The organism is Rhizobium sp. CG5 (genome assembly GCF_023701945.1).
GTDB lineage: Bacteria > Pseudomonadota > Alphaproteobacteria > Rhizobiales > Rhizobiaceae > Allorhizobium.
This window is the reverse complement of record NZ_JABAEF010000016.1, coordinates 123,943-145,202: the sequence shown is the minus strand read 5'-3', so window position 1 is coordinate 145,202 and position 21,260 is coordinate 123,943. Positions and strand designations below refer to the sequence as shown.

General features: G+C 63.1%; 15 protein-coding genes and 2 pseudogenes. 5 read left to right on the top strand and 12 right to left on the bottom strand.

Translation table 11 applies throughout. The annotated features are described in order from the left end of the window. Positions 1–347 (top strand): annotated as a pseudogene (locus HGO38_RS23250) (transposase); the annotation flags it as partial. 303 nt (positions 348–650) lie between these two features. Then, a pseudogene (locus HGO38_RS23245) lies at positions 651–788 on the top strand (IS5/IS1182 family transposase); the annotation flags it as partial. A gap of 167 nt (positions 789–955) precedes the next feature. Here HGO38_RS23245 and HGO38_RS23240 read toward each other — a convergent pair. From HGO38_RS23240 to groEL, 12 genes are all read right to left on the bottom strand, one after another. After that, positions 956–1,840: a DMT family transporter gene (locus tag HGO38_RS23240; protein ID WP_250958208.1), complete on the bottom strand. Its 885-nt coding sequence runs from the start codon at positions 1,838–1,840 to the stop codon at positions 956–958. Between the two features lie 183 nt (positions 1,841–2,023). Next, positions 2,024–2,908 (bottom strand): NAD(P)-dependent oxidoreductase, encoded by an 885-nt coding sequence (locus HGO38_RS23235; protein WP_250958207.1) that lies wholly within the window; start codon positions 2,906–2,908, stop codon positions 2,024–2,026. Positions 2,909–2,969: 61 nt separating this feature from the next. Then, positions 2,970–4,682: a hydantoinase B/oxoprolinase family protein gene (locus HGO38_RS23230; RefSeq protein WP_250958206.1), complete on the bottom strand. Its 1,713-nt coding sequence runs from the start codon at positions 4,680–4,682 to the stop codon at positions 2,970–2,972. A gap of 12 nt (positions 4,683–4,694) precedes the next feature. Next, positions 4,695–6,716, bottom strand: coding sequence for a hydantoinase/oxoprolinase family protein (locus HGO38_RS23225; protein ID WP_250958205.1), 2,022 nt, complete (start codon positions 6,714–6,716; stop codon positions 4,695–4,697). Positions 6,717–6,794: 78 nt separating this feature from the next. Next, positions 6,795–6,983, bottom strand: a complete 189-nt coding sequence (locus HGO38_RS23220) for a hypothetical protein (protein WP_250958204.1) — start codon at positions 6,981–6,983, stop codon at positions 6,795–6,797. A gap of 45 nt (positions 6,984–7,028) precedes the next feature. Then, entirely contained in the window at positions 7,029–7,718 is a 690-nt protein-coding gene (locus HGO38_RS23215) for a GntR family transcriptional regulator (RefSeq protein ID WP_250958203.1), read from the bottom strand. 61 nt (positions 7,719–7,779) lie between these two features. Next, complete coding sequence (locus HGO38_RS23210) at positions 7,780–9,204, bottom strand: aminotransferase (RefSeq protein ID WP_250958202.1); 1,425 nt, start codon at positions 9,202–9,204, stop codon at positions 7,780–7,782. A gap of 87 nt (positions 9,205–9,291) precedes the next feature. Beyond that, positions 9,292–10,149: an ABC transporter permease gene (locus HGO38_RS23205; protein ID WP_250958201.1), complete on the bottom strand. Its 858-nt coding sequence runs from the start codon at positions 10,147–10,149 to the stop codon at positions 9,292–9,294. A 16-nt stretch (positions 10,150–10,165) separates the two neighbouring features. After that, positions 10,166–11,098: an ABC transporter permease gene (locus tag HGO38_RS23200; protein ID WP_250958200.1), complete on the bottom strand. Its 933-nt coding sequence runs from the start codon at positions 11,096–11,098 to the stop codon at positions 10,166–10,168. A 91-nt stretch (positions 11,099–11,189) separates the two neighbouring features. Then, a complete protein-coding gene (locus tag HGO38_RS23195; RefSeq protein ID WP_250958199.1) occupies positions 11,190–12,395 on the bottom strand; it encodes a twin-arginine translocation signal domain-containing protein in 1,206 nt (401 codons plus the stop codon). A gap of 62 nt (positions 12,396–12,457) precedes the next feature. After that, positions 12,458–13,579 carry an ABC transporter ATP-binding protein gene (locus tag HGO38_RS23190; RefSeq protein WP_250958198.1) on the bottom strand — a complete coding sequence of 374 codons (1,122 nt, stop codon included), beginning with the start codon at positions 13,577–13,579 and terminating at the stop codon, positions 12,458–12,460. A gap of 257 nt (positions 13,580–13,836) precedes the next feature. Further along, a complete protein-coding gene (groEL, locus tag HGO38_RS23185) occupies positions 13,837–15,390 on the bottom strand; it encodes a chaperonin GroEL (protein WP_284739527.1) in 1,554 nt (517 codons plus the stop codon). 171 nt (positions 15,391–15,561) lie between these two features. Here groEL and HGO38_RS23180 point away from each other — a divergent pair, with 171 nt between their 5' ends. From HGO38_RS23180 to HGO38_RS23170, 3 genes are read left to right on the top strand one after another with little or no spacing between them, the layout of a single operon-like run. After that, positions 15,562–17,619: a hydantoinase/oxoprolinase family protein gene (locus HGO38_RS23180; protein ID WP_250958197.1), complete on the top strand. Its 2,058-nt coding sequence runs from the start codon at positions 15,562–15,564 to the stop codon at positions 17,617–17,619. An 11-nt stretch (positions 17,620–17,630) separates the two neighbouring features. Continuing rightward, entirely contained in the window at positions 17,631–19,436 is a 1,806-nt protein-coding gene (locus HGO38_RS23175; protein WP_250958196.1) for a hydantoinase B/oxoprolinase family protein, read from the top strand. A gap of 12 nt (positions 19,437–19,448) precedes the next feature. Continuing rightward, positions 19,449–21,245 carry a hydantoinase B/oxoprolinase family protein gene (locus HGO38_RS23170; RefSeq protein WP_250958195.1) on the top strand — a complete coding sequence of 599 codons (1,797 nt, stop codon included), beginning with the start codon at positions 19,449–19,451 and terminating at the stop codon, positions 21,243–21,245. Positions 21,246–21,260 lie beyond the last annotated feature (15 nt).

Here is a 21,260-nt window from a genome sequence, read left to right as displayed (position 1 = left end):
CGACAATGTGAAGATCGACTACGTCAACCGTGACGCCTGCAAAGCGTGCCATCTGCGCGAACGCTGTACCAAGGCCTTCCGCCGCGTCTCGCGACTTGAGAACGAGGCGGTGCTCGACCGCATGGCGTCGCGTCTTGCCGCCCGGCCCGACATTCTGGACCAAAGGCGCGAAAGCGTCGAACATCCGTTCGGTACCATAAAACAATGGATGTATCAGGGCGCGTTCCTGATGCGCAGGCTGGAAAACGTCCGCGGGGGAGTTCAGCCTGACGGCGCTCGCCTACAATATCAAAAGAGCCATCACTCTTGTCGGTGTTGCGGATCTGATCGCCGCCGTTAGGGCATAACAGGCGCCATTTTGTGCATTTTTTGCAAAATACGGGTGCTAAAGTGCTCAACAGTGCCTTATCGGGCCTTTGGACATCGAAATCAGAAAAATCTCGATGCCTGCAGAGTTCCGGACACTCAACAGCGCATGCCATCATTCAATCCAAAGAGTTTTCGGACAGTCTGCCTGAAATCTACGATCCGCAAGGCTATGCCGCGTCAATTCCCTCAATTGCCCGAAGCGCCGGAAGTGCGAAATCCGTGAAGGATCTTACGACTGGCCTCATGAAGCGCACTGAGGGATAGGCGAGATAAGACTGACCCTTCCTGATCGATATGGTCCCTGTACAACCTGCTACAACCGGTTCGTGCGATCGCACAAGACGGGCGTCTGGGATCACGTCCTGGGCGAGATCTCCAAAGCTTTCGATGGAGAAATCGTCATGACCGACAGTTCCTGTACCACCCCAGTCAGGCGGCCTATTCCACCGACGATGAGTATCGCCAAGCCGACGCTACAACTTTCTTGAGCATTGCTATTCCCCTTTTCAATAGCCTGACCCTAATATCAGGGCGCAGAGCGCCAATCCTCCCAAAAAATGTTTGAAGGCCCCGTTGCCTGCAAACGTCATTCTGACGCCGACACTGCCCTTCGCCGTGCGATGGCCTCCCGCCAGATCGTGAACAGACCAGCGGCAACGACGATGACCGACCCGATCGCAACGTTGAGATGCAGGGTCTCGTCGAAGACGACGATGCCGATCGTGGTCGCGAGCACAAGCTGCATGTAGCTGATCGGTTGCACGAGAACCGCATCGAGGCATTCATAGGCGCGGATGAAGCAATAGTGGCTGGAGATGCTGGTGAGGCAGACGATTGCAAGCCAGAACAGCCCCTCGGCATCCATCGGTGTCCAGTAGAAGGGACCAACGACCGAAAGGCTGAGCGCTCCGATGACGCCGATATAGAGAAAACTCGTCATCGGCGCGTCGTCGCGGCCGGCAAGGCGCGTCAGGATGGCGTAGAGGCCGAGCAGGAGTGCCGCGATGACCGGAACGACGAGATTGCTTTCAAGAAAGTTCAGGCCCGGTTTCAGGATGACCATCACCCCGACAAACCCCGCGCCGATCGCCAACCAGCGGCGCCAGCCGACATGCTCTCCGAGCACGGGCACGGACAGAACCGCGACCAGCAGCGGCGTGACCGCCATGATCGCCTGCGTCTGAACGAGGCCGGCGGTGGAGAAGGCGGTGATTGCGCAGACGACCTGCAGCGCCAGCACACCTCCCCGCAAAACCTGAAGCCACGGTCGGCGGGCACGCACAACGGCGCGGATGCCGCCGCCAAATCGCACCGCCATCATAATGCTGAACACCGCAAAAACCCAGTATCGGACCATGGCGACGAAGACCGGCGGATAGAGGGCGCCGAGGTGCTTGGAGATGGCGTCCTGGCAGGCGAAGATGGCGAAGGTCAGGACGGCGAAGACGTAGCCGGTGGTCTGGGATCTCATGGCAGTTCCGGAGGTCGCGCCCAGGCGGCCCGTTCGAGGTCGGAGTGCGGAAGCGTTGCCCCCGGCGCTCCCGTTTCTGTCGCGGGGAAGGCGCTCTGCCTCGCCCGCAACTGTCGCGATGGATGGAGAGACCGCGTCGAGCCGTTCTCCGGCAGCCCGGCGCGGTTGTGGCAGAACCATCGGCTAGCCGCGGTTTGACGCGCTGATGATATCGACGAGGCGCGGCACATAGGCGGCGCCATGGCCGAGGCCACAGGCGAGGCTGTAGCTGTTGCGGACCGCCGTCCCGACCGGATTGGCGACGCCGAGCGCATTGCCGAGGCTTGCCAGATAGGTGACATCCTTCAATGCATTGCTGATCGTGAACTTGTGCGCATCCGGGTCGCCCTCGACGAACCATTTCGCAAAGGTCTGATAGAAGCCGCAATCCATCCGGCCGCCACGGATGACGCCGTCAAAGGTTTTGGCACTGATGCCGGTCTTGGCGCCGATCATCAGGGCCTCGGCATACAGTGCCGCATAGCCGAGCGCTAGGAAATTGTTGAGCAATTTCGTCGTATGGCCGGACCCGGTCGGGCCGGTGTGGATGATCCGGTCCGAGAATGCAGCAAGAATCGGCGCGGCGCGGGCAAAAGTCGCATTATCACCGCCGGCCATGACGTCGAGGGTCCCTGCTTCTGCTTCCGTCGGAGTGCGTCCAAGCGGCGCGTCCATCAGAGTGATGCCGTCAAGCGCCAGTCTTTCGGCAAGGGCCATGGTAATCGACGGATCGGACGTCGAGCAGTCGATCACGAGCAATGGCCGACCGGCCGCGCGCAGTCCGTCCGGCCCATCGATTACGGCCTGCACCTGGGCCGAGCCGGTGACGCAGAGAATGACGACGTCGACCACCTCCGCCATCTCCCGCGGCGTCTTTGCCTCGCCTGCACCAAGGGAGACGAGGTTGTCGACGGGCGCGCGGTTGCGGTGCCCCATCACGGTCAGCGGCCAGCCCTTGGCGAGAAGGTTCTTCGCCATTCCGTGCCCCATCAGGCCGACGCCGATGAAGCCAATATGTTCCTTGGTCATGATGTATTCCTTGTGTGACAATGGGCGAGGTCCCGTCCAGCCGCGCCACGAAAAGGGCCCGTCATTCCGCCGCCATCAACACGGCCTCGTCGAGGCCATAGACAGCGCAAGCCTGTTCCCGGGTGATCCACCGGTCCTTGGCGTCCTCGATGACGCGCGCGGGGTCGCGTTCGGAAGGCTCGCCCCAGCCGCCACCGGCAGGCGAGGTGATGCGGATGCGGTCGCCCGGCCGGATCGGCACGTTACCGAACTTGCTCGGCGACGCCTTGCCGAACAGGTCCGTCACCGTCCGCCATTCCTCCGTGCCCGCCGGCTTCATGAACAGTTCTGCCTTGCCGCCATCGCCCCCGCCATGAATGCCCCAGGGAGCGAGCTTCTGCCGGTCGCTCATATAGCTGAAGGTCATCTCGGTATCGGTGCACAGCAGCGTTTTCGTCAGCGACAGCCCGCCGCGAAACGTGCCTGGTCCGCCGGACCCGTCGACCAGACGAAACTCCTCGACATGCCAGGGGAAGCGGAACTCGAACACCTCGACCTGGATATGCGGGCAATTGCCGTTGATGCCGCCGACCGCGTCGTTGCCGTCGGCGAAGCTTCGCCCGCCCCAGCCGACAGGCGTCAGGTCGTAGCAGCAGAAGAACTCGCCGGTCTGCTTGTCGACGCCGCCGAACAGGAAGTTGGAATGGGTGGCGCCGTCGGTCGCGGCCGAACGCTCCTTCAGCGGCGCCGAAAGCGCACCCATCACCGCATTGGCGATGCGGCAATGGCTTTCCGTGTTGCCGCCGACGGAGGGACCGGGATAGTCGACATTGACGACGGAGCCGGGTGGCGCCAGCACCTTGATCGGCCGGAAGCAGCCGGAATTCTTCGGGATGTCGGCGCTGGTCAGTTGCAGGATGGCATTGTAAGCCGCACCCCAGGCGACGCCGAGCGTAGCGTTGATCGGCCCTTTGGCCTGCGGCGACGAGCCATGATAGTCGACGACGAGGCCATCGCCATCAACAGTTACCTCGACGGCAATCCTGTAGGGCTTGTCCTCGATGCCGTCGTCTTCCATGTAGTCGTGGAAGGTGTAGCGCCCGTCCGGAATCGCGGCGATCTCGGCGCGCATGCGGCGCTCCGAATAGTCCATCAGTCCGTCCATATGTGCGCAAAAACTGTCCACCCCGTGCTTTCGCACAAGATCGGCCATGCGGCGTTCGCCGAGATCGACGGCAGCGATCATGGCGCGGAAGTCGCCGTAGTTGTAGCGCGGCGTACGCACGTTTGCGAGCAGCAGCCGCCAGACGTCGTCAACATCTTTGCCGGCGCGCTTGATCTTGACGGGCGGCACGCGCAGACCCTCGTGGAAGACCTCGGTCGCCTCGCCGGCAAAGCCTGCAGGCACCATGCCGCCCACCTCGCAGATATGGCCGATGGCGACGGAGAAGCCGATCAGCTCGCGCCCGACAAAGACTGGCTTGAAGAAAGTATGTTCCGGCGTGTGCAGCCCCCCGCGATAGGGGTCGTTGTGCAGGATGATGTCGCCGTCGTGGAGATCGGAAATGTCGATTTCCTTGACGCAGTTGGAGATGATCAGCGGCAGGCCACCGATCATCGTCGGGCAGTAGTCGCCCGTGGCGATCAGGTCACCGTTCGGAAGCGCCAAGCCGCAGGTGAAGTCGAGTGATTCGGAAAAGATGGTGGAGTAGGACGTGCGCATCAGCGTCACGCCCATGTCGCGGCAAATCGACACCAGGATGCCGCTGACGATATTGAGCGAAACCATGTCCATAGCGTGTCTCCTTCAGAAGGCTGTGACGAGAAGGTTGCCGTAGCGGTCGACAGATAGCGTCTTGCCGGGATCGAGCACGGTGACCGAGGCATTTTCCTCAATGAGCGCGGGTCCCGAGATCGTCTGCTCCGCCTTCAGCGCCGGACGGTCATAGACCGGCGTATCGCGCCAGCCACCGCTGAAATAGACCGGGCGTACCGAAACCGGCACCGGAGGTTCCGCCGACGCATCGATCTCCGGCAGCACCACCTCGCCGGTACGGGCAACCCCCGTGACGAGGAAGTTGATGAGCTCCACATGGTCCTCAAGGCGGAATCCGAACCGGGCTTCGTGCTGTGTATGGAAGGACTCGAAGACGGACGCGACATGGTCGGCGTCGAAGTCTCCGGCGGGAATCGGGATCTCCAACTCGTAGTTCTGGCCGAGATAGCGCATCTCGACGCTGCGGAAGATTTCCGCCTGGTCATGGCCCTGCTTCGACAGATCCGCGAGGCATTCCGCCGTCAATGTGTCCATGGCGACGCGGGCGCGGGCGCGGTCGAAGGCGCGGGAGTTCAGCTGCACGGTGCGGTAGCGATCGACGCGGCTGTCGGCCATGGTGAATCCGAAGGCGGAGAACTGGCCGGGGAAATTCGGCACAAGTCCGCGCGGGATAGATGCGTCGTCCATCAGGTCGCTGACGTGAAGAGGCCCGGCGCCGCCGAAAGCGACGAGAACGAAATCGCGCGGGTCAAGGCCCTGTTCTGTCAGAACGGTGTGCAGCGCGCCGACCATGGTGTTGTTGGCGATGCGCACCATCGACAGCGCCGCCTCTTCGATGGATATCGACAGGACGTCGGCGATCGGGGCCACCGCTGCACGCGCGGCGCCAGCGTCGAGGCTCATCTCTCCGCCGAGGAAGTTCCGCGCACTGATACGCCCCAGCACGACATTGGCGTCAGTGACCGTCGGCAGCGTGCCGCCGCGCCCATAGCAGGCCGGGCCGGGCCGGGCGCCGGCGCTTTCCGGTCCGACGACCAACATGCCGCCATTGTCGATCCGCGCGATCGAGCCGCCGCCGGCGCCGATGGTGCGGATGTCGATCATCGGCACCTGTATCGGCCGACCCCACTCGATCTCGAAATCGGTGGTAAACTTCTCGCGGCCGTCAACCACCGTCGACACGTCCGTCGAGGTGCCGCCCATGTCGAGGGTGACAAGGTTGTCAAGGCCGAGACGATGCGCCATCTGCCGCGCGGCGATAACACCGCCGGTCGGGCCGGACATGGCGATCTGGATCGGCGCGTCGGCGACGGCGTCGGCGCTCATCTCGCCGCCGTTGGAACGCATGATGACGAGGCGGGCCGCAATCCCCTCCTCTTCCAGCCGCCTCTGCATCGAGCCGATCCGGGTGCGCACGACCGGCTTGATATAGGCATCGCAGATGGTGGTGGAGGAGCGATAATGCTCTTTCCATTTTGGCAGCACTTCATAGGAGATCGAGACCGGCATATCCGGTAGAACCTCGGCGAAAATCGCCTTGATCTGCTGCTCGTGGTCGGGCGTCAGGTAGGAATGCATCAGCATCACCGCGACAGCTTCGATGTCGCCGCTCGCCGCAATCTCGTCGGCGATATCGCGGACCTCCTCCTCGTCGAGGGGAACGAGGATCTCGCCCAGGGCGTTAACGCGCTCGCAGACCTCAAAGGCGTCGCGACGGCGCAAGAACGGCTTCGGCTTCACCCAGGCAAGGTCGAAATGGTGCTTGCGGTTGCCGCGGGCGATGAAGGGAATGTCGCGAAACCCCTTCGTCGTCACATAGGCGACGCGGGCGCCTTTCCCTTCGAGCAGGGCATTAGTCGCAACCGTCGTGCCAAGGCGAATGCTGTCGATGGCCTCAATGGCGCCAAAGGCGCGAAGCCCCGTGATGACGCCCTCGACCGGATCGGCCGGCGTCGAGAGGTTCTTCCAGGCTTTGAGCGCGGCGCCCGATTCGTCATAGGCGACGAAATCGGTGAAGGTGCCGCCAATATCGATTCCCAGGCGATAATGCATCAGGATGACCTTTCGAATAGCGCCCGCCTTCGGGCATGTCCCATCGTTCTTGACAGAGCCGTCGCCAACCGCGCTGCATCAGGCTGCCGTGCCGGCGTCGGCCTTGCGTTCGGCGCGCGCCTGCGCCCAGTCGGCGCACCAGGCCTCGCAAAAAATCTCTCCGCCGCGCTTGATCGCATCGGCCATCTTCGCCTCGTAGATCAGCGCGCCGCAGTTCCTGCATTTGGTGTAGCTCTCGATGTAAAGCTTGTTCGTCCCGAACTTCATGTCTGTTCCACCTCTTCGTGCGTCACGTCGTGTCTGCCTGCCCGTTCAGATCCAGCCCCTCCGGCTGTAGAGATAGCGCTGGAACGACCGCAAGTCCGAACAGCGCAGGTGCCGCGCGGCGGCGCTGTCGCCCGCCTCGATTGCCATCACCAGTTCATCCTGGATATGCAGGGTGAAGCTGAGAAAGTCCGGTTCGTGCGGCAGATCGACAGCCAGGCTTGAAGCAATGAAAGGCGCGTAGCGAAGCCGAAGCCGCATCACCATGTCGATGAGGACCGGCGATTTCGATCCGTGGATCAAAGCGATGTTCCAGGCGCGGATCGCCCGCATCGTCGCGGTCGTATCCCGCTTGGGATAATGCACCCTCATGATGTTGGTGTGCTCGTAGAGACGCCTTGCCTCCTCTGGGCACTTGCGCGCGGCGAACTGCGCCGCCGCCTCCCCCTCGAGCAGCATCCGGATTGCCCAGAGTTCGTCGGCCTCCTCGCGCGACAGCTGCGGCACGCGCACCGACCGGCCAGGGATCACCTCCAGTGCTGAATCGGCGACGAGCTTGCTTACCGCCTCGCGCACCGGCTGCATGCTGGTGTTGAGCTGGGTCGCGATCTTGCGCAGGCTGATGCGCGTCTCCGCCAGCCATACGCCCTCCACGATCCAGGTCTCCAGTTCCCGGTACACATGGTCAGCAAGTGTTGACCCCGAAAACCCTGGCCGATCGACGATGCTGTCTTCCATCCTGTCCTCCTCTCCGCGATAGCGCCGGTTATCCTGCCGGCAATATCACAGAACCGACGCGCTATGCGGCCGCCTTTTGCGACAAGACCGTCGTCATCTCCTCCATCGTACGGGCGAAAATGTCGATCGCCTCATCACAGTCAGCCTTGGTGATGCAGAGGGCCGGCGAGAAGGAAACGACTTCGATGAAGGGGAGCGCGCGGATCATCAGCCCGTTTTCCTGCGCCTTGGCGGCGACCAGCCGGTGCACGCCATCGGCCGCCTTGAACGGACGGCGCGTGGCACGATCGGCCGAGAACTCGACGCCGATCATCAGACCGCGCCCGCGCACCTCGCCGACATAAGGATGGTCTTTAAGTCGCTCATCGAGCCCCGCCAGCAGGTAGGCGCCGACTTCGCCGGCATTGCCGACCAGGCCCTCGCCTTCGAGAATGTCGAGATTCGCCATGGCGATGGCGGCTCCGACCGGGTGGCCGGAATAGGTGAAACCGTGCATGACCGGACCATATTCCGGCGACGCCGCTTCAAAGACCTCCCACATGCGCTGAGAGATGACCGAGGCCGACATCGGGAAATACGCGCTGGTGATGCCCTTGGCGAGGGTCACCAGATCCGGCTTCAGTTTGAACATGCCCGTGCCGAACCATTCGCCGGTCCGGCCGAAACCCGTAATGACCTCGTCGGCGATTAGCAGAATGTCATGTCTCGACAGGATCGCCTGCACGCGCTCGAAATAGCCCGCAGGCGGGATCAGGACGCCGCCGGTGCCCATGATCGGCTCGGCGATGAAGGCGCCGATCGTGTCCGCCCCCTCGCGTGCGATGATTGCTTCCAGGTCAGCGATCATCCGGTCGCAGAAAGCGGCCTCCGTCTCGCCTGCTTCAGCGAAGCGGTAGTAATGCGGGCATTCCGTGTAGAAGACGCTGTCGGTCGGCAAGCTCCAGGCCTTGTGATAGGAGGGGATACCGGTCAGCTGCGCCGCGGCAACCGTCAAGCCGTGATAGCCTCCCAGCCGCGAGATGACCTTTTTCTTTTCCGGCTTGCCGCGCAGGTTGGCATAGTAGCGAACCAGCTTGAAATTGGTATCGTTGGCGTCCGACCCCGAGGTTCCGTAGAAAATACGCGACAGATGGCGCGCATCGGCATTTTCATGCAGGAGGCCGAGCACGCGGTCGGAGAGGCGGATCGTGGCCTCGTTCGAGGCAGAGCCGAACAGGTGCCAGTAGTTCAGGTCGAGGATCGCCTTTTTGGCCGCCTCGGCGATTTCCGGCCGGCCGTAGCCGACGTTGACGCACCACAGGCCGCCCGAGCAGTCGAGCATGGCGCGCCCGTTCCGGTCGGAAAGCCGGACGCCAGACGCCCGTCCCATGATCGTCGGGCCTTTCGCCATGTGCTGGGAAATCGAGGTCAGGGGATGGAAGATAGTGTTCCGATCCATGTCCTCCAGCGAGTAGTTGGCATCGGTTGTGGTTTCCAGGTCAAGCATTGGGATGTGTTTCCTTGATGATCGGCAGTGAGTCGACCGGTCCCGCAACTGCCGGTCAGGGGGTGTTTTGGCCGCAGCGGTGCGGCATCAGCTCCTGTCGAGCTTGACGAAGAGCAGCCAGAAGAATGCGCCCATCACCGGCAGCGTCACCGCGAGCAAAATGGTGGTGAGCGAGAAGATGATCGGCACCTGCGATTGCTGCGAGGCCGCCATCGCCCAGTTGTAGATCGGCATGGTCGTCTGGACACCGCGCACAAAAAGCGAGCGGGGCAACTCGTTGAAGGACAGCAGGAAGCCGAAGATGCCGGCGCCGAAAATACCCGGCCTGAGGATCGGCATCTCGATGTCCCAGAAGCGCTGCCACGGCGATGCGCCGAGATCCTCGGCAGCGTCGAGCAGCCGGAGGTCAAAGCGGCTAGCGACAACGAGGACGAGCAGAATGCAGAAGGGCAGCGCCCAGATGAGCTGCGCAAGAAAAATCGACCAGTGACCGAGCGTCAAGTTGAGCATTGTGCGCAGGAAGATGAACAGCGCCGCCCCCATCGTCAGGCCCGGCACGAAGAGAGGCAGCAATGTCAGAAGCAGCGGCCCACCCGGCCGCGCCATGCGCGTCAGTGCCCGCCCGACTAAGGTGGAAAGGATCATGCAGACCAGCGCCACACCGAGGCTCATGAAGATGCTTGTCCAGAGCGGTGCGCGCCAACGCACATCGCCGATCAGCAACGCGTAGTTCGAGAAGGTGAGCGGATAGGGAATGCCCGACAGGGGATTGGCCGTGAAGGACATGACGGCTAGCCAAACCAGCGGGATGTAGATCATCACGATGGCGAGGATGCCCAGTCCCTTGGCAAGCGATGCCCAGCGCGGGGACTGGCCAAGCGCGCGCAGGCTTGAGGTGCGTTTGCTAGCCTGTTCACCGTAGCTTTCCATGGCAGCGGTCGACATGACGTGGTCCTCCTATTCAGCGCCGCATCGCGACGAACATGGACGCCAGGTCTGTCCGGCGCTTCGTGACGATGATGAGCACGGCGAGGCAGATGCCGAGCAGCGCGACGACAAGGGTTGAGAGGGCCGCAGCGGTCGGATATTTGAGCTGTTGCAGGGCCGAATCGACCGAATTGCCCAGAAGATCGACGAAGCCGCCCCCGAGAAGCTGCGGTTCGACGAACGCCGCCATCAGCGGCACCAGGGTAAAGACGATGCCGGCGATAATTCCGGGTAGGGCAAGGGGCAAGATGATGCCCAGCAGCGTCTGCGCAGGGCTGGCGCCGAGATCGCTGCTGGCCTGCAGATAGTCGTCGTCGATCAGCGCGATCGACATGAAGATCGGGAAAACCATGGTCGGGAAATGGGTGCCGAGCAGGCCGAAATGCACCGCGAATTCCGAATAGAGCAACCACTCAAGCGGCTGGTCGAGCAGGCCGGTCGCCATCAGCGCCGTATTGATCGCTCCATTGGAGCCGAGGATGGACCGCCATACGATGATGCGCGAGGCAGCATCGAGGAAAAAGGGGATCGTCAGCAGGGTGATGATGGCGGCCTTGAGGCTCTTCGAGCGGCAGCCCTTGGCAAGCCAGAGCGCGAAGGGAAATGCCAGCAAAAGCTCGATCACCGTCATTGTCAGCGCAATGCGCAGCGTGCGGACGGCGGCGAGCCAGCGGCCGGAATCGATGATCGAGATCCAGGTGGCCAGGGTCGGATCGTAGAGGACACGGAACTGGCGTACCTGCAGGAAGCTGAACAGCACGATGACGACCAGCGGCAGGATCACGATGAGCGACCAGGCGAGCAGGAAGGCAGGAACGGCGATCCGCGAGGGGGTCAGCCGGTCGAGGATATGGCGCAACAGCGGCTTGCGCGGCGGTCGGCCGGAGAGTTCAGTCAAGACTGTCATCGCGTGATGCTCCTCACGATCGTGAAACAGGACTGGAATATCGCGGACGGAGAGGCGGTCGCGACGCGGGGCTCGCGACCGCCATCGTTACTCAGGCATTGAGAAAGCGCTGCCACTCCTCCTCCATGACGGACGCGTTGTCCGGCACGACCTTGCAATAGAAGGGCTTCTGGAACTTGCGCTTCACCTTCTCTTCGGTCCATTTCAGGTTGTCGATGTCTTGCTGCGACCAGCCATTGTCGATCGCGTACTGGACACCGAGATCCATGTTGGGGCCGGCATAGCCGCGCTCCTTGGCTTGGTAGGCGCGGTACTCGCCGCTGAGGAAGTAGTTCAGCAGCTTGTAGATGTTATCGACGTTGTCACGGTCCATGGCCGCCGCCGCCACATTGGCGCCATGGCCCCAGAGATAGTAGCCCTCGACGGTGAAGGCGTAGATGACGGAGCCGGCACCGAGCGAGTTATTGGCTTCCTTCGTAGCCGGCTCCCAGCAATTGATCATGTCGACTTCCTTATTCGACAGAAGCTGGACCTGTTCCTCAAACGCGGTGAAGATCGTCCGGAATTGCCCGGCCTTCTTGCGCTCGACCAGGTAGTCGGCGACGGCGCGGGCCGCTTCCGGCGGCAGGTCGGCCGGGTCCTCGACCTCGAGGCGCCCGTGATGTTTGAGGAAGTTCGCCGTTTCCGACATCGACTGCAGCCAGCTGCGGTCGATGGCGACTTTGCCTTTGACCTTCTCGCCCTCGAAAAAGGTCGTCCAGGGGATTTCGTCCAGACCGTTGGGGTTGGCGTCGATTGCGGCCGGGAAATAACCGAAGGCATCGCCGTTGCCGATAACCGGAACGCCATACTGCTTGTCATTGGCGCGCAGGTAGGCGGCGCGCTTCCAGCTGTCGTCCGTGCGCTCCCAGAGCTTGAGTTCGGGATGATCCTCGACGATCTCGGCATAGTAACCCTCCGGGCCGAGCAGGTCTTCCGAACCGCCGTCGAAGATGAAGATGTCATGGGTGGCGCCGAGATTGTTGCTCATCACGTCGCGCATGAAGACGCCGATATCGGCGTTTGTCGGCGTGTAGTCGACATCGATGCCCAGAGACTTGGACATGATTGACCAGTCCTTCAGCTGGGCGGTTGTCACGCCATAGCCCTTGACCGCCTGGCCGGCCGCCCAGGCTTGCTGCGTCAGTCCCGGCATCATCGATGCCGCGGCTCCCACGGCTGTAACCGAGAGCAGCGTGCTCATGAAATCTCGGCGCGACATGTTGACGTTAGGCGTATCGGTCTTTCCAGAAGTCATTGGAGTCTCCTTCCCCTCAAGGGATGCTGAACAGGAATGCCGGTGGCGCGAAGCGTTTCGCTTCAGACTTTCATTACGATGCAGTCGTCCTTCTTCCACTGGACGAAGGACGGGTTCCGGGCAGCCGAGGTCGTATCCCAGATGCGGGCCTTCAGCGTGCCAAGCTCGGTTTTGACCGTTCGGTCGAGATATTTGCCCTTGTAGATCGAATCCTCTGGCGAGCAGGCCAGCACGTTGATGTCGGGCGATGCGGGGGCGGCGTCACTGAGGTGCAGCCATTCGGCGCGCATGCCGACGGCGACGGCAGACCCTTCCTTCGGCACGCTCCTGCCAGTCCAGCGCCCCTCGACCACATGGCCCGCGACGGAAACGGAGGCATGCCCGCCCGACAGGGAGACGAGCGTCCCCTCCAGGCAATTGTCGACACCCATGAACTTCGCGGCGAAGCTGGAGACGGGGCTGTCAAAGATCTCGGACGGTGGCCCTGACTGCTCGATCCTGCCCTTGCGCATCAGGATGATCCGGTCGCTCATGGTGAGCGCCTCTTCCTGGCTGTGGGTGATATAGATGAAGGTCATGCCGAGCTGCTTGTGGAGGTGCATGAGCTCGACCTGCATGTCGACGCGCAGCTTCTCGTCGAGCGCGCCGAGCGGTTCGTCCAGGAGAAGGATCGCCGGGCGCGGCACAAGGGCGCGAGCGAGCGCCACGCGCTGACGCTGGCCACCGGAGAGCTGGTGGACCTTGCGGTCGTACATGTCCTGCAGCTGGACGAGGCGCAGCGCCTCGCGCGCCCGCGTCTGCCGCTCCTTTGCCGGGATACCGCTTACCTTCAGCCCGTACTCGACATTGGCGCCGACCGTCATGTGGGGGAATAGCGCATAGTTCTGGAAGACGGTGGTGCAGTTACGCTGGAAGGCCGGCACCTCGCGCACGTCAATACCCTCCAACTTCAGCGTGCCGACCTTGTAGGGCTTTTCAAGCCCCGAGATCAGCCGGAGCAATGTCGTCTTGCCCGAACCGCTCTCGCCGAGAATGGTGAGAAACTCACCGGGGGCGGCGGACACGGTGACATTGTCCAGCGCCACAATGCCGTCATAAGCGTGGATGGCGTCGACGATCTCGAGGATCGGAGATGAGGTCTTAACGGGGGACGGAACCTCTGCAAACATCGCTGAACTGGACATGGGCGGAATCTCCAGAAAACAAAAACATCGATTTCTGTGATCACAATGCAATACGCGTGCCAAACTGGAAAAATCAGTATGTTTGCAGCGCAGCATTGTACGCGCGCGCATGCGAGGGGGAACAGTTTTGCGGACGACGGTGTGTATGCGCAAAAAATCATCTTTTGCCCGACATACCGGACGATTCGGATGACAAAATGTGCACTCCACCTGACGGTCGGACGTGTGGCACTGGCACAGCGCCACCACTTTGGCCCTTATTTTGTCACGGACGCCTCGACACCGATCATATTGGCGGCGAAGGCGCATGCGGCGCGCAGCGCACCGGTTAGGATCGATGCCGGAATGGCGAGGTGATCGGCATCGGCAGCGCACCGGCTTTCTACGTCATAGGATTGATTTTCCGCACCCATTTCCAATCTATGGCAAACGGCGCGTCCATCCTCGCCGCAATTTTCAACCAGCGCCGCCATCGGCGCGGCCAAGGCACGGGCGAAGATGACACCCGTCACCCGGCCGAGATCATCCTTCGGCAAGAACCGAACGGAGCGTCTGCCGGCATGGATCAGCGCCGCTGCGCCGCCGGGGATCACACCGCCGGACGTGGCACGCAGAGCGGCGGCGGCAGAGGTGGCGCGTGCCTGTCGAGATGCGAGCACCGTTGGCGTATCCCCGCCGATCCGAAGCCGGGCGACGCCGGCCTGAAAACGGGCAAGGCGCTGCTGGTGCTGCTCCCGATCATGAGCGAGATAACGCTCGCGTTTGATCGCCAGCCGGATGCCGTCGCAATGGGCCAGAATCCCACTTTTCTCGCCTTTTCCGCCAATAACTGCCGTCGATTGCCGGGTCATGGTCACGAGGTCGGCACGCCCGAGCATGTCGGGCCGTAACTGCCGCAACGCCGTTCCGACCGTGGCGCCAACCAGCGTCGCGCCGGTCGCGACGGCCATATCCTCCAGGAGTAGTGCCCGCCAAGGCCCGACGCCCGGCGCCAGCATCGGCGTCACACGAAACCCCTGAGTCTGGCGGTTGGCGACGAGCGTTGCCATCGCCTCGGGCGCGAATCTGTCGGCGACAATCAGCAGCTCCTTGCCGGATTGCGCGATCATTTCGAGGATCCGGGCAATATCGGTGAAGCCGTCAATCGGTCCTTGATGGAGCAATATCAATGGCTTGTTGAGCTCGACCACTTGGCCGGCCGGATCCGTGGCGAAGTTGGCCGACAACAAGCCCTGCGTAAAGGTCATGCCACGCCGCAGGTCGAGGTCGTCCTCGCGGCCATGCCCTGCCTCGACCTGCACCACCCCTTCAGGCCCGGCTTCGACGAAGGCGGCCTGGACAATACGCCCGATATCGCTATCACCGCCGGCCGCACGGACGGCAATGCCAAGCGCATCTCCGTCAGTGACCGGACGAGTGGCCATAGCAAGCTCCGCGAGGACATGCTCACCATGTGAAATGATGCCTTGCCTCACGGCGACCGGAGAAAAACCACAATGTATTCCGTAGCTTGCTCCGTGAAAGAGTGCGCGGGCGAGGAGGAGCGCGGTCGAGGTTCCGTCCCCCGCCGTAGCCTGAACATCGGACGCCAGCTGCCGCATGGCAATGCTGCCGGCACGCAATCCCGGCCCCTCGACCACCACCTCGTTCGCTATTGCATTGCCGCCCCGCAGAAGAACGGGCGCCGTGTGATTGCGCGCCGACAGGACGGCCCTCCCGGCGGGTCCGATCGTCGTTGCCACGAGATCCGCAACCAGATCAATGCCATGCATCAAGGATAGCCGGGCATTTTCGCCGCACTGCACAATCATTTTGCTCACAAGCTGCACCTTTCCTGTTCAATTCGGTCTTCCAGAGCCGTTTTCCGGGCCCGCCTACCATATGGCACGTGGATTGCATCGAGTTTCAAGAGGCAAAACTGTGATCACATTTTTTGTGCAATGTTTTGCCTGTTTCCGAAGCGATGAACAAGGACTGAGCTGATGCGTCTAGCGTGTGACACAGGTGGGACTTTCACGGACCTCGTTGTCGAGGACGGCGAGGAAATCCGTCTCTTCAAAGCATCGACCACACCGGACGATCCGGTCCGCGGCGTGCTGAATGCACTGACACTTGCCGCCGAACACTTCGGCATGGAGCGCCAGGCCTTTCTGTCGAAGGCCGACATGTTCATTCACGGCACGACGCGCGCCATCAACGCGATCCTCACCGGCAACACGGCCCGCACCGCCTTCCTGACAACTGAAGGACATCCCGACGTGCTGGTCATCCGCGAGGGCGGCCGCATCGAGCCGTTCAATTTCACCGTTGCCTATCCCGAGCCCTATGTGCCGCGCCGGCTGACCTTCGAGATCCCCGAGCGGATTGAGGCCGATGGCACTGTTCACAAAGCGCTCGACGAGGTGGCCACGATCGCGGCCATCGAGCGGCTGAAGGCGATGAAGGTCGAGGCGGTCGGCGTCTGCTTCCTCTGGTCGATCGTCAATCCGGCCCATGAGATCAGGATGGGCGAGTTGCTGGCCGAGCACCTGCCCGGCGTGCCGGTCACGCTCTCCCACGCGCTGAACCCGACCTTGCGCGAATATCGCCGCGCCTCTGCCACCGTCATTGATGCCTCGCTCAAGCCGCTGATGTTCGATTATCTCGACAGTCTGACGCGGCGGCTGCGCGAAGCGGGCTTTACCGGCCGCACGCTGATGGTCACCTCCGGCGGCGGCATCATGGACGCGGAGGCAGTCGCCCGCGCGCCGATCCATTCGATCAATTCTGGCCCGGCCATGGCGCCGATCGCCGGCCGCTTCTACACCGACCGGGATTTCAACCAAGCGGAAGCGATCGTCGCCGATACCGGCGGCACCACCTATGACATCAGCCTGGTGCGCGACGGACGCATTCCCTGGACACGCGAGACCTGGATCGGCCAGCGGTTCCGCGGTCACATGACCGGCTTCCCCTCGGTCGACGTGAAGAGCATCGGCGCCGGCGGCGGCTCGATCGCCTGGGTGGACGATGGCGGGCTTCTGCGCGTCGGCCCGCAATCGGCCGGCTCAACCCCCGGCCCCGTCGCCTATGGCAAGGGCGGCACCGAGCCGACCGTGACCGACTGCTCGATCATCCTCGGCTATATCGACCCCGACTTCTTCCTTGGCGGCACGATGGTGCTTGACCGGGAGGCCGCGCGAAAGGTGCTTCAGGTGAAGATCGCCGAGCCGCTGGGCCTCAGCGTCGAGGAGGCGGCAGCTTCCGTGCTGACGCTAGCGACCGAGAAGATGGTGGGCGCCATCGACGAGATCACCATCAACCAGGGCATCGACCCGTCGAACGCCGTGCTGATCGGCGGCGGCGGTGCTGCCGGCCTCAATGCCGTTGCGGTCGGCCGCCGTCTCGGCTGCGCAGGCGTTCTCATCCCCGAGGCGGGCTCGGTGCTGTCGGCCGCCGGCGCGCTGATGTCGGACGTCACCTCCGACTATGCCCAGATGCAGTACACGACCAGCCGCCGTTTCGCCTATGACCAGGTGAACGCCGTGCTCGACAGCCTCGACGCGCGCTGCAAGGCCTTTGCCGAAGGGCCCGGGGCCGGGGCGCTGAGCGTGACCACGGAGTTTTCGGTCGAGGCGCGTTACATGCACCAGATCTGGGAGATTGAGGTGCCGATGACGACAAGCCGCATCCGCGACGAGGCCGATCTTGCTGCGCTGAAGCAGGCCTTCCACGAGACCCACAGGACTATCTTCGAGATCACCGATCCAGATTCCGACATCGAGTTCGTCACCTGGCGCGCCAAGGTGAGCTGCAAGATCCGCGAAGGCGGCACAGGTCGCCTGCCGATGGAGGACGTCGCTGCCCGGGTCGCCCGGCGGCCGGTCTATTTCACCGAGACAGGCTGGACCAACGCCGAGGTCATCCGCTTCGAGACTATGCCTGCCAATGCGCCGGTCAACGGGCCGGCGATCATCGAATCCTCGTTCACCACCGTTGTCGTCGATCCGGGCACGCTCGCCCAGCGCACCGATGGCGGCGGTCTCAAAGTCACGTTCTGAAAGGTTGCGTCATGAACCTGAACATCCCGGTCCGAAGGACCGATGGCGTCAAGACGGCGATCCTCGCGAGCCGCTTCGAGAGCATCGCCCGCAAGATGCAGAATACGCTGTTCCGCACCGCCCGCTCCGGCATCCTCAACACGGCGCATGATTTCTCCTGCGTCATCCTAACGGCCGATTGCCGGCTTCTCGCCGCCGCCGAAAGCCTGCCCAGCCACACGCTGACCGGGCCGGACATCATGTGCCGGTATGTAATGAAATATCATCCGGACCTGAAGAAGGGAGACTGCTTCCTGCACAACAGCCCCTACGAAGGCAACTCCCATGCCGCCGATCATTGCCTCATTGTGCCTGTGGTGGACGATGGTGGCGTGCTGCGCTTCTTCGTTCTCGCCAAGGCGCACCAAGCCGATTGCGGCAATTCGCGCCCCTCCACCTATCTCGGCGACGTCGCAGACGTCTACGAAGAGGGCGCACTGATCTTCTCGGCAGCAAAAATCCAGTCGGACTACGAGGACAACCAGGATCTGATCCGCATGTGCCGGGCGCGTATCCGCGTCTCCGACCAGTGGTGGGGCGACTATCTCGCCACACTCGGCGCAGTGCGCATCGGCGAGCGCGAGATCCTCGAACTGGGCAAGACCTTCGGCTGGGCGGAGCTGGACAACTATGCCGAGAGCTGGTTCGACTATTCCGAGCGCAAGATGGCCGATGCCATCGCAAGACTGCCCTCCGGCAAGCGCGTCGTCACGACGGCGCACGATCCCTTCCCCGGCGTGCCGGATGGCATTCCCGTCAAGGCCGTTGTCGAAGTGGACGCGACCGCCGCGATGATCCGCGTCGACCTCACCGACAATCCCGATTGCCAGCCCTGCGGCCTCAACCTCACAGAGGGCACGTCGATGAGCGCGGCGATGGTGGCGATCTTCAACAGCCTGATCGACCATACGGTGCCGGTCAATGCCGGCAGCTTCCGCCGGCTTGACATCAGGATTCGGGAAAACTGCTGCGTCGGCATCCCCCGCCATCCGGCCTCCTGCTCGGTGGCGACGACCAATCTCGCCGATCGCGTCGCCAATCCGGTGCAGCGGGCATTGGCCGAAATCGCGCCCGGTTTCGGCATGGCCGAGACCGGGCCGATCATGCCGCCGGGCATGGGCGTCATTTCCGGCAAAGATCCACGCCACGAGAACGAGCCCTTCGTCAACCAGATCCATATCGGCGTCACCGGCGGCGCCGGCACGCCGGTCACCGACGGATTCCTCTCGATCATTCATGTCGGCAATGCCGGCATGTGTCATCTCGACTGCATCGAGGTCGACGAGTTGCATCACCCCATCTTCGTCGCTGGCCGGCGTCTTGTTCCCGATACGGAAGGGGCCGGGACTTTCCGAGGCGCGCCCTCGATGCTGGCGGAGTTCGGTCCGGTTGCCGGCTGCGAGATGAAGGTGCTCTACACCGCCGATGGCACGATCACGCCGGCCCTGGGCACTCGCGGCGGCACCGAAGGCGCGCGGACGCAGGCGCTGAAGCGCGGCCTTGACGGTTCACTTATAAGCCTGCCGGCCTGCTACGGCGCCGAGCTTATTCCCGGCGAGACGGTCGTCTCCTATTCGTCGGGCGGCGGGGGCTACGGCTCTCCACTGCAGCGCGCGCCCGAGCGTGTGCTGCACGATCTGCGCGAAGGCTGGATCACGCCTGACCGTGCGCGCGAGGTCTATGGCCTCATCACCACCGGCAGCCCCGACGATGATTCGCTCGCCGTCGATCTTGACGCGACAAAGGTGCAACGGGCAGCGCTCGCCGCCAACCTGTAGAGGAGAGTTTCCATGTCGATCATCTCGAAGACCGTCGAGGCGCCCGCCAAGGGCGTGCGCATGGCGATCATCTCCAACCGAATGGAGGGGATCGCTCGCAAGATGCAGAACACGCTGTTCCGCACGGCGAGGTCCGGCGTCCTGAACACTGCGCACGACTTTTCCTGCGTCATCCTCACGGCCGACTGCGAGCTTCTCGCCTCCGCCGAGAGCCTCCCGATCCATACGCTGATCGGTCCGGACATCATGTGCCAGTATGTGAAGAAGTATCATCCAGTGCTGAAGGCCGGCGACTGCTTCCTGCACAATAGCCCCTACGAGGGGGATTCGCACGCCGCCGACCATTGCCTGATCGTCCCTGTGGTCGACGAGGAAGGCATCACCCGCTTCTTCGTGCTCGCCAAGGCGCATCAGGCCGACTGCGGCAATTCCAAGCCGACCACCTATATGGGCGATGCCTCCGACGTCTATAACGAAGGTGCACTGATTTTTTCCGCAGCCAAGATCCAGTCCGGCTACGAGGACAATCAGGATCTCATCCGCATGTGCCGTGCGCGCATCCGCGTCTCGGAACAGTGGTGGGGCGATTACCTGGCGACGCTCGGTGCCGTGCGCATCGGCGAGCGCGAGCTTCTGGCGCTCGGAAAGGAGATCGGCTGGGACACGCTGAAAGACTATGCCGAGAGCTGGTTCGCCTATTCGGAAGACAAGATGGCGCAGGCAATTTCCCGCCTGCCGTCCGGCAAAGTTACGGTCCATTCCGCCCACGACCCGTTTCCCGGCGTGCCGAACGGGATTCCGGTCAACGTGACGCTCGAAATCGACGCGACGGCGGGGCGGATTACGGTCGACCTCACCGACAATATCGACTGCCAGCCCTCCGGCCTCAATCTGTCGGAAGGCTGCGCCCGCACCTCGGCTATGATCGGCATCTATAATGGTCTGCTCGACCATTCGGTGCCGCCGAATGCCGGCAGTTTTCGTCGCGTCGAGGTAAAACTCCGGGAAAACTGCGTCGTCGGTATCCCGCGCCATCCGGCTTCCTGCTCCGTGGCGACGACCAACCTTGCCGACCGCGTCTCCTCGCCGGTGCAGCGCGCCATGGCCGAGATCGCCAGCGGCTACGGCATGGCCGAGGTCGGCTCGATCATGCCGCCGGCCATGGGTGTCATCTCGGGCAAGGATCCGAAGAGCGGCGAGGCCTTCGTCAACCAGATCTTCCTCGGCGTCTCCGGCGGCGCGGGAACGCCGATCAGCGACGGGTATCTGACCATGATCCACACCGGCAATGCCGGCCTTTGCCGGCAGGACAGCGTCGAGGTCGACGAGCTCCACCATCCTCTCTTCGTCGCCTCCCGCGAACTGGTCACCGACACAGAAGGCGCGGGCCGCCATCGCGGCGCGCCGTCGATCCGCTCGGAGTTCGGCCCGGTGGACGGCTGCAACATGACGGTGATCTACACCGCCGACGGCACGATCAACCCGGCGCTCGGGGCGGCCGGCGGCGGTCCGGGCGGGCTTTCCGACGCCTTCAAGCGGGAGCGTGACGGCAGCCTCACCCGGCTTCCCGGCTGCTACGGCCTCGCCCTTGCACCGGGGGAATCTGTGATCTCGGTCTCGGCCGGCGGTGGCGGCTACGGCGATCCGAAAACGCGCAGCCCAGAGGCGGTGTTCGCCGACCTCTCCGAGGGCTGGATCAGCGTCGAGCGCGCCCGCGAGGTCTACGGCCTTGCCATCACCGGCTCGGCCGAGGACGGGACGCTGGCGATCGACATAGCCGCGACGGAGGCTTTGCGCGCCCTGGCCTGACGCCAGACCAACGTT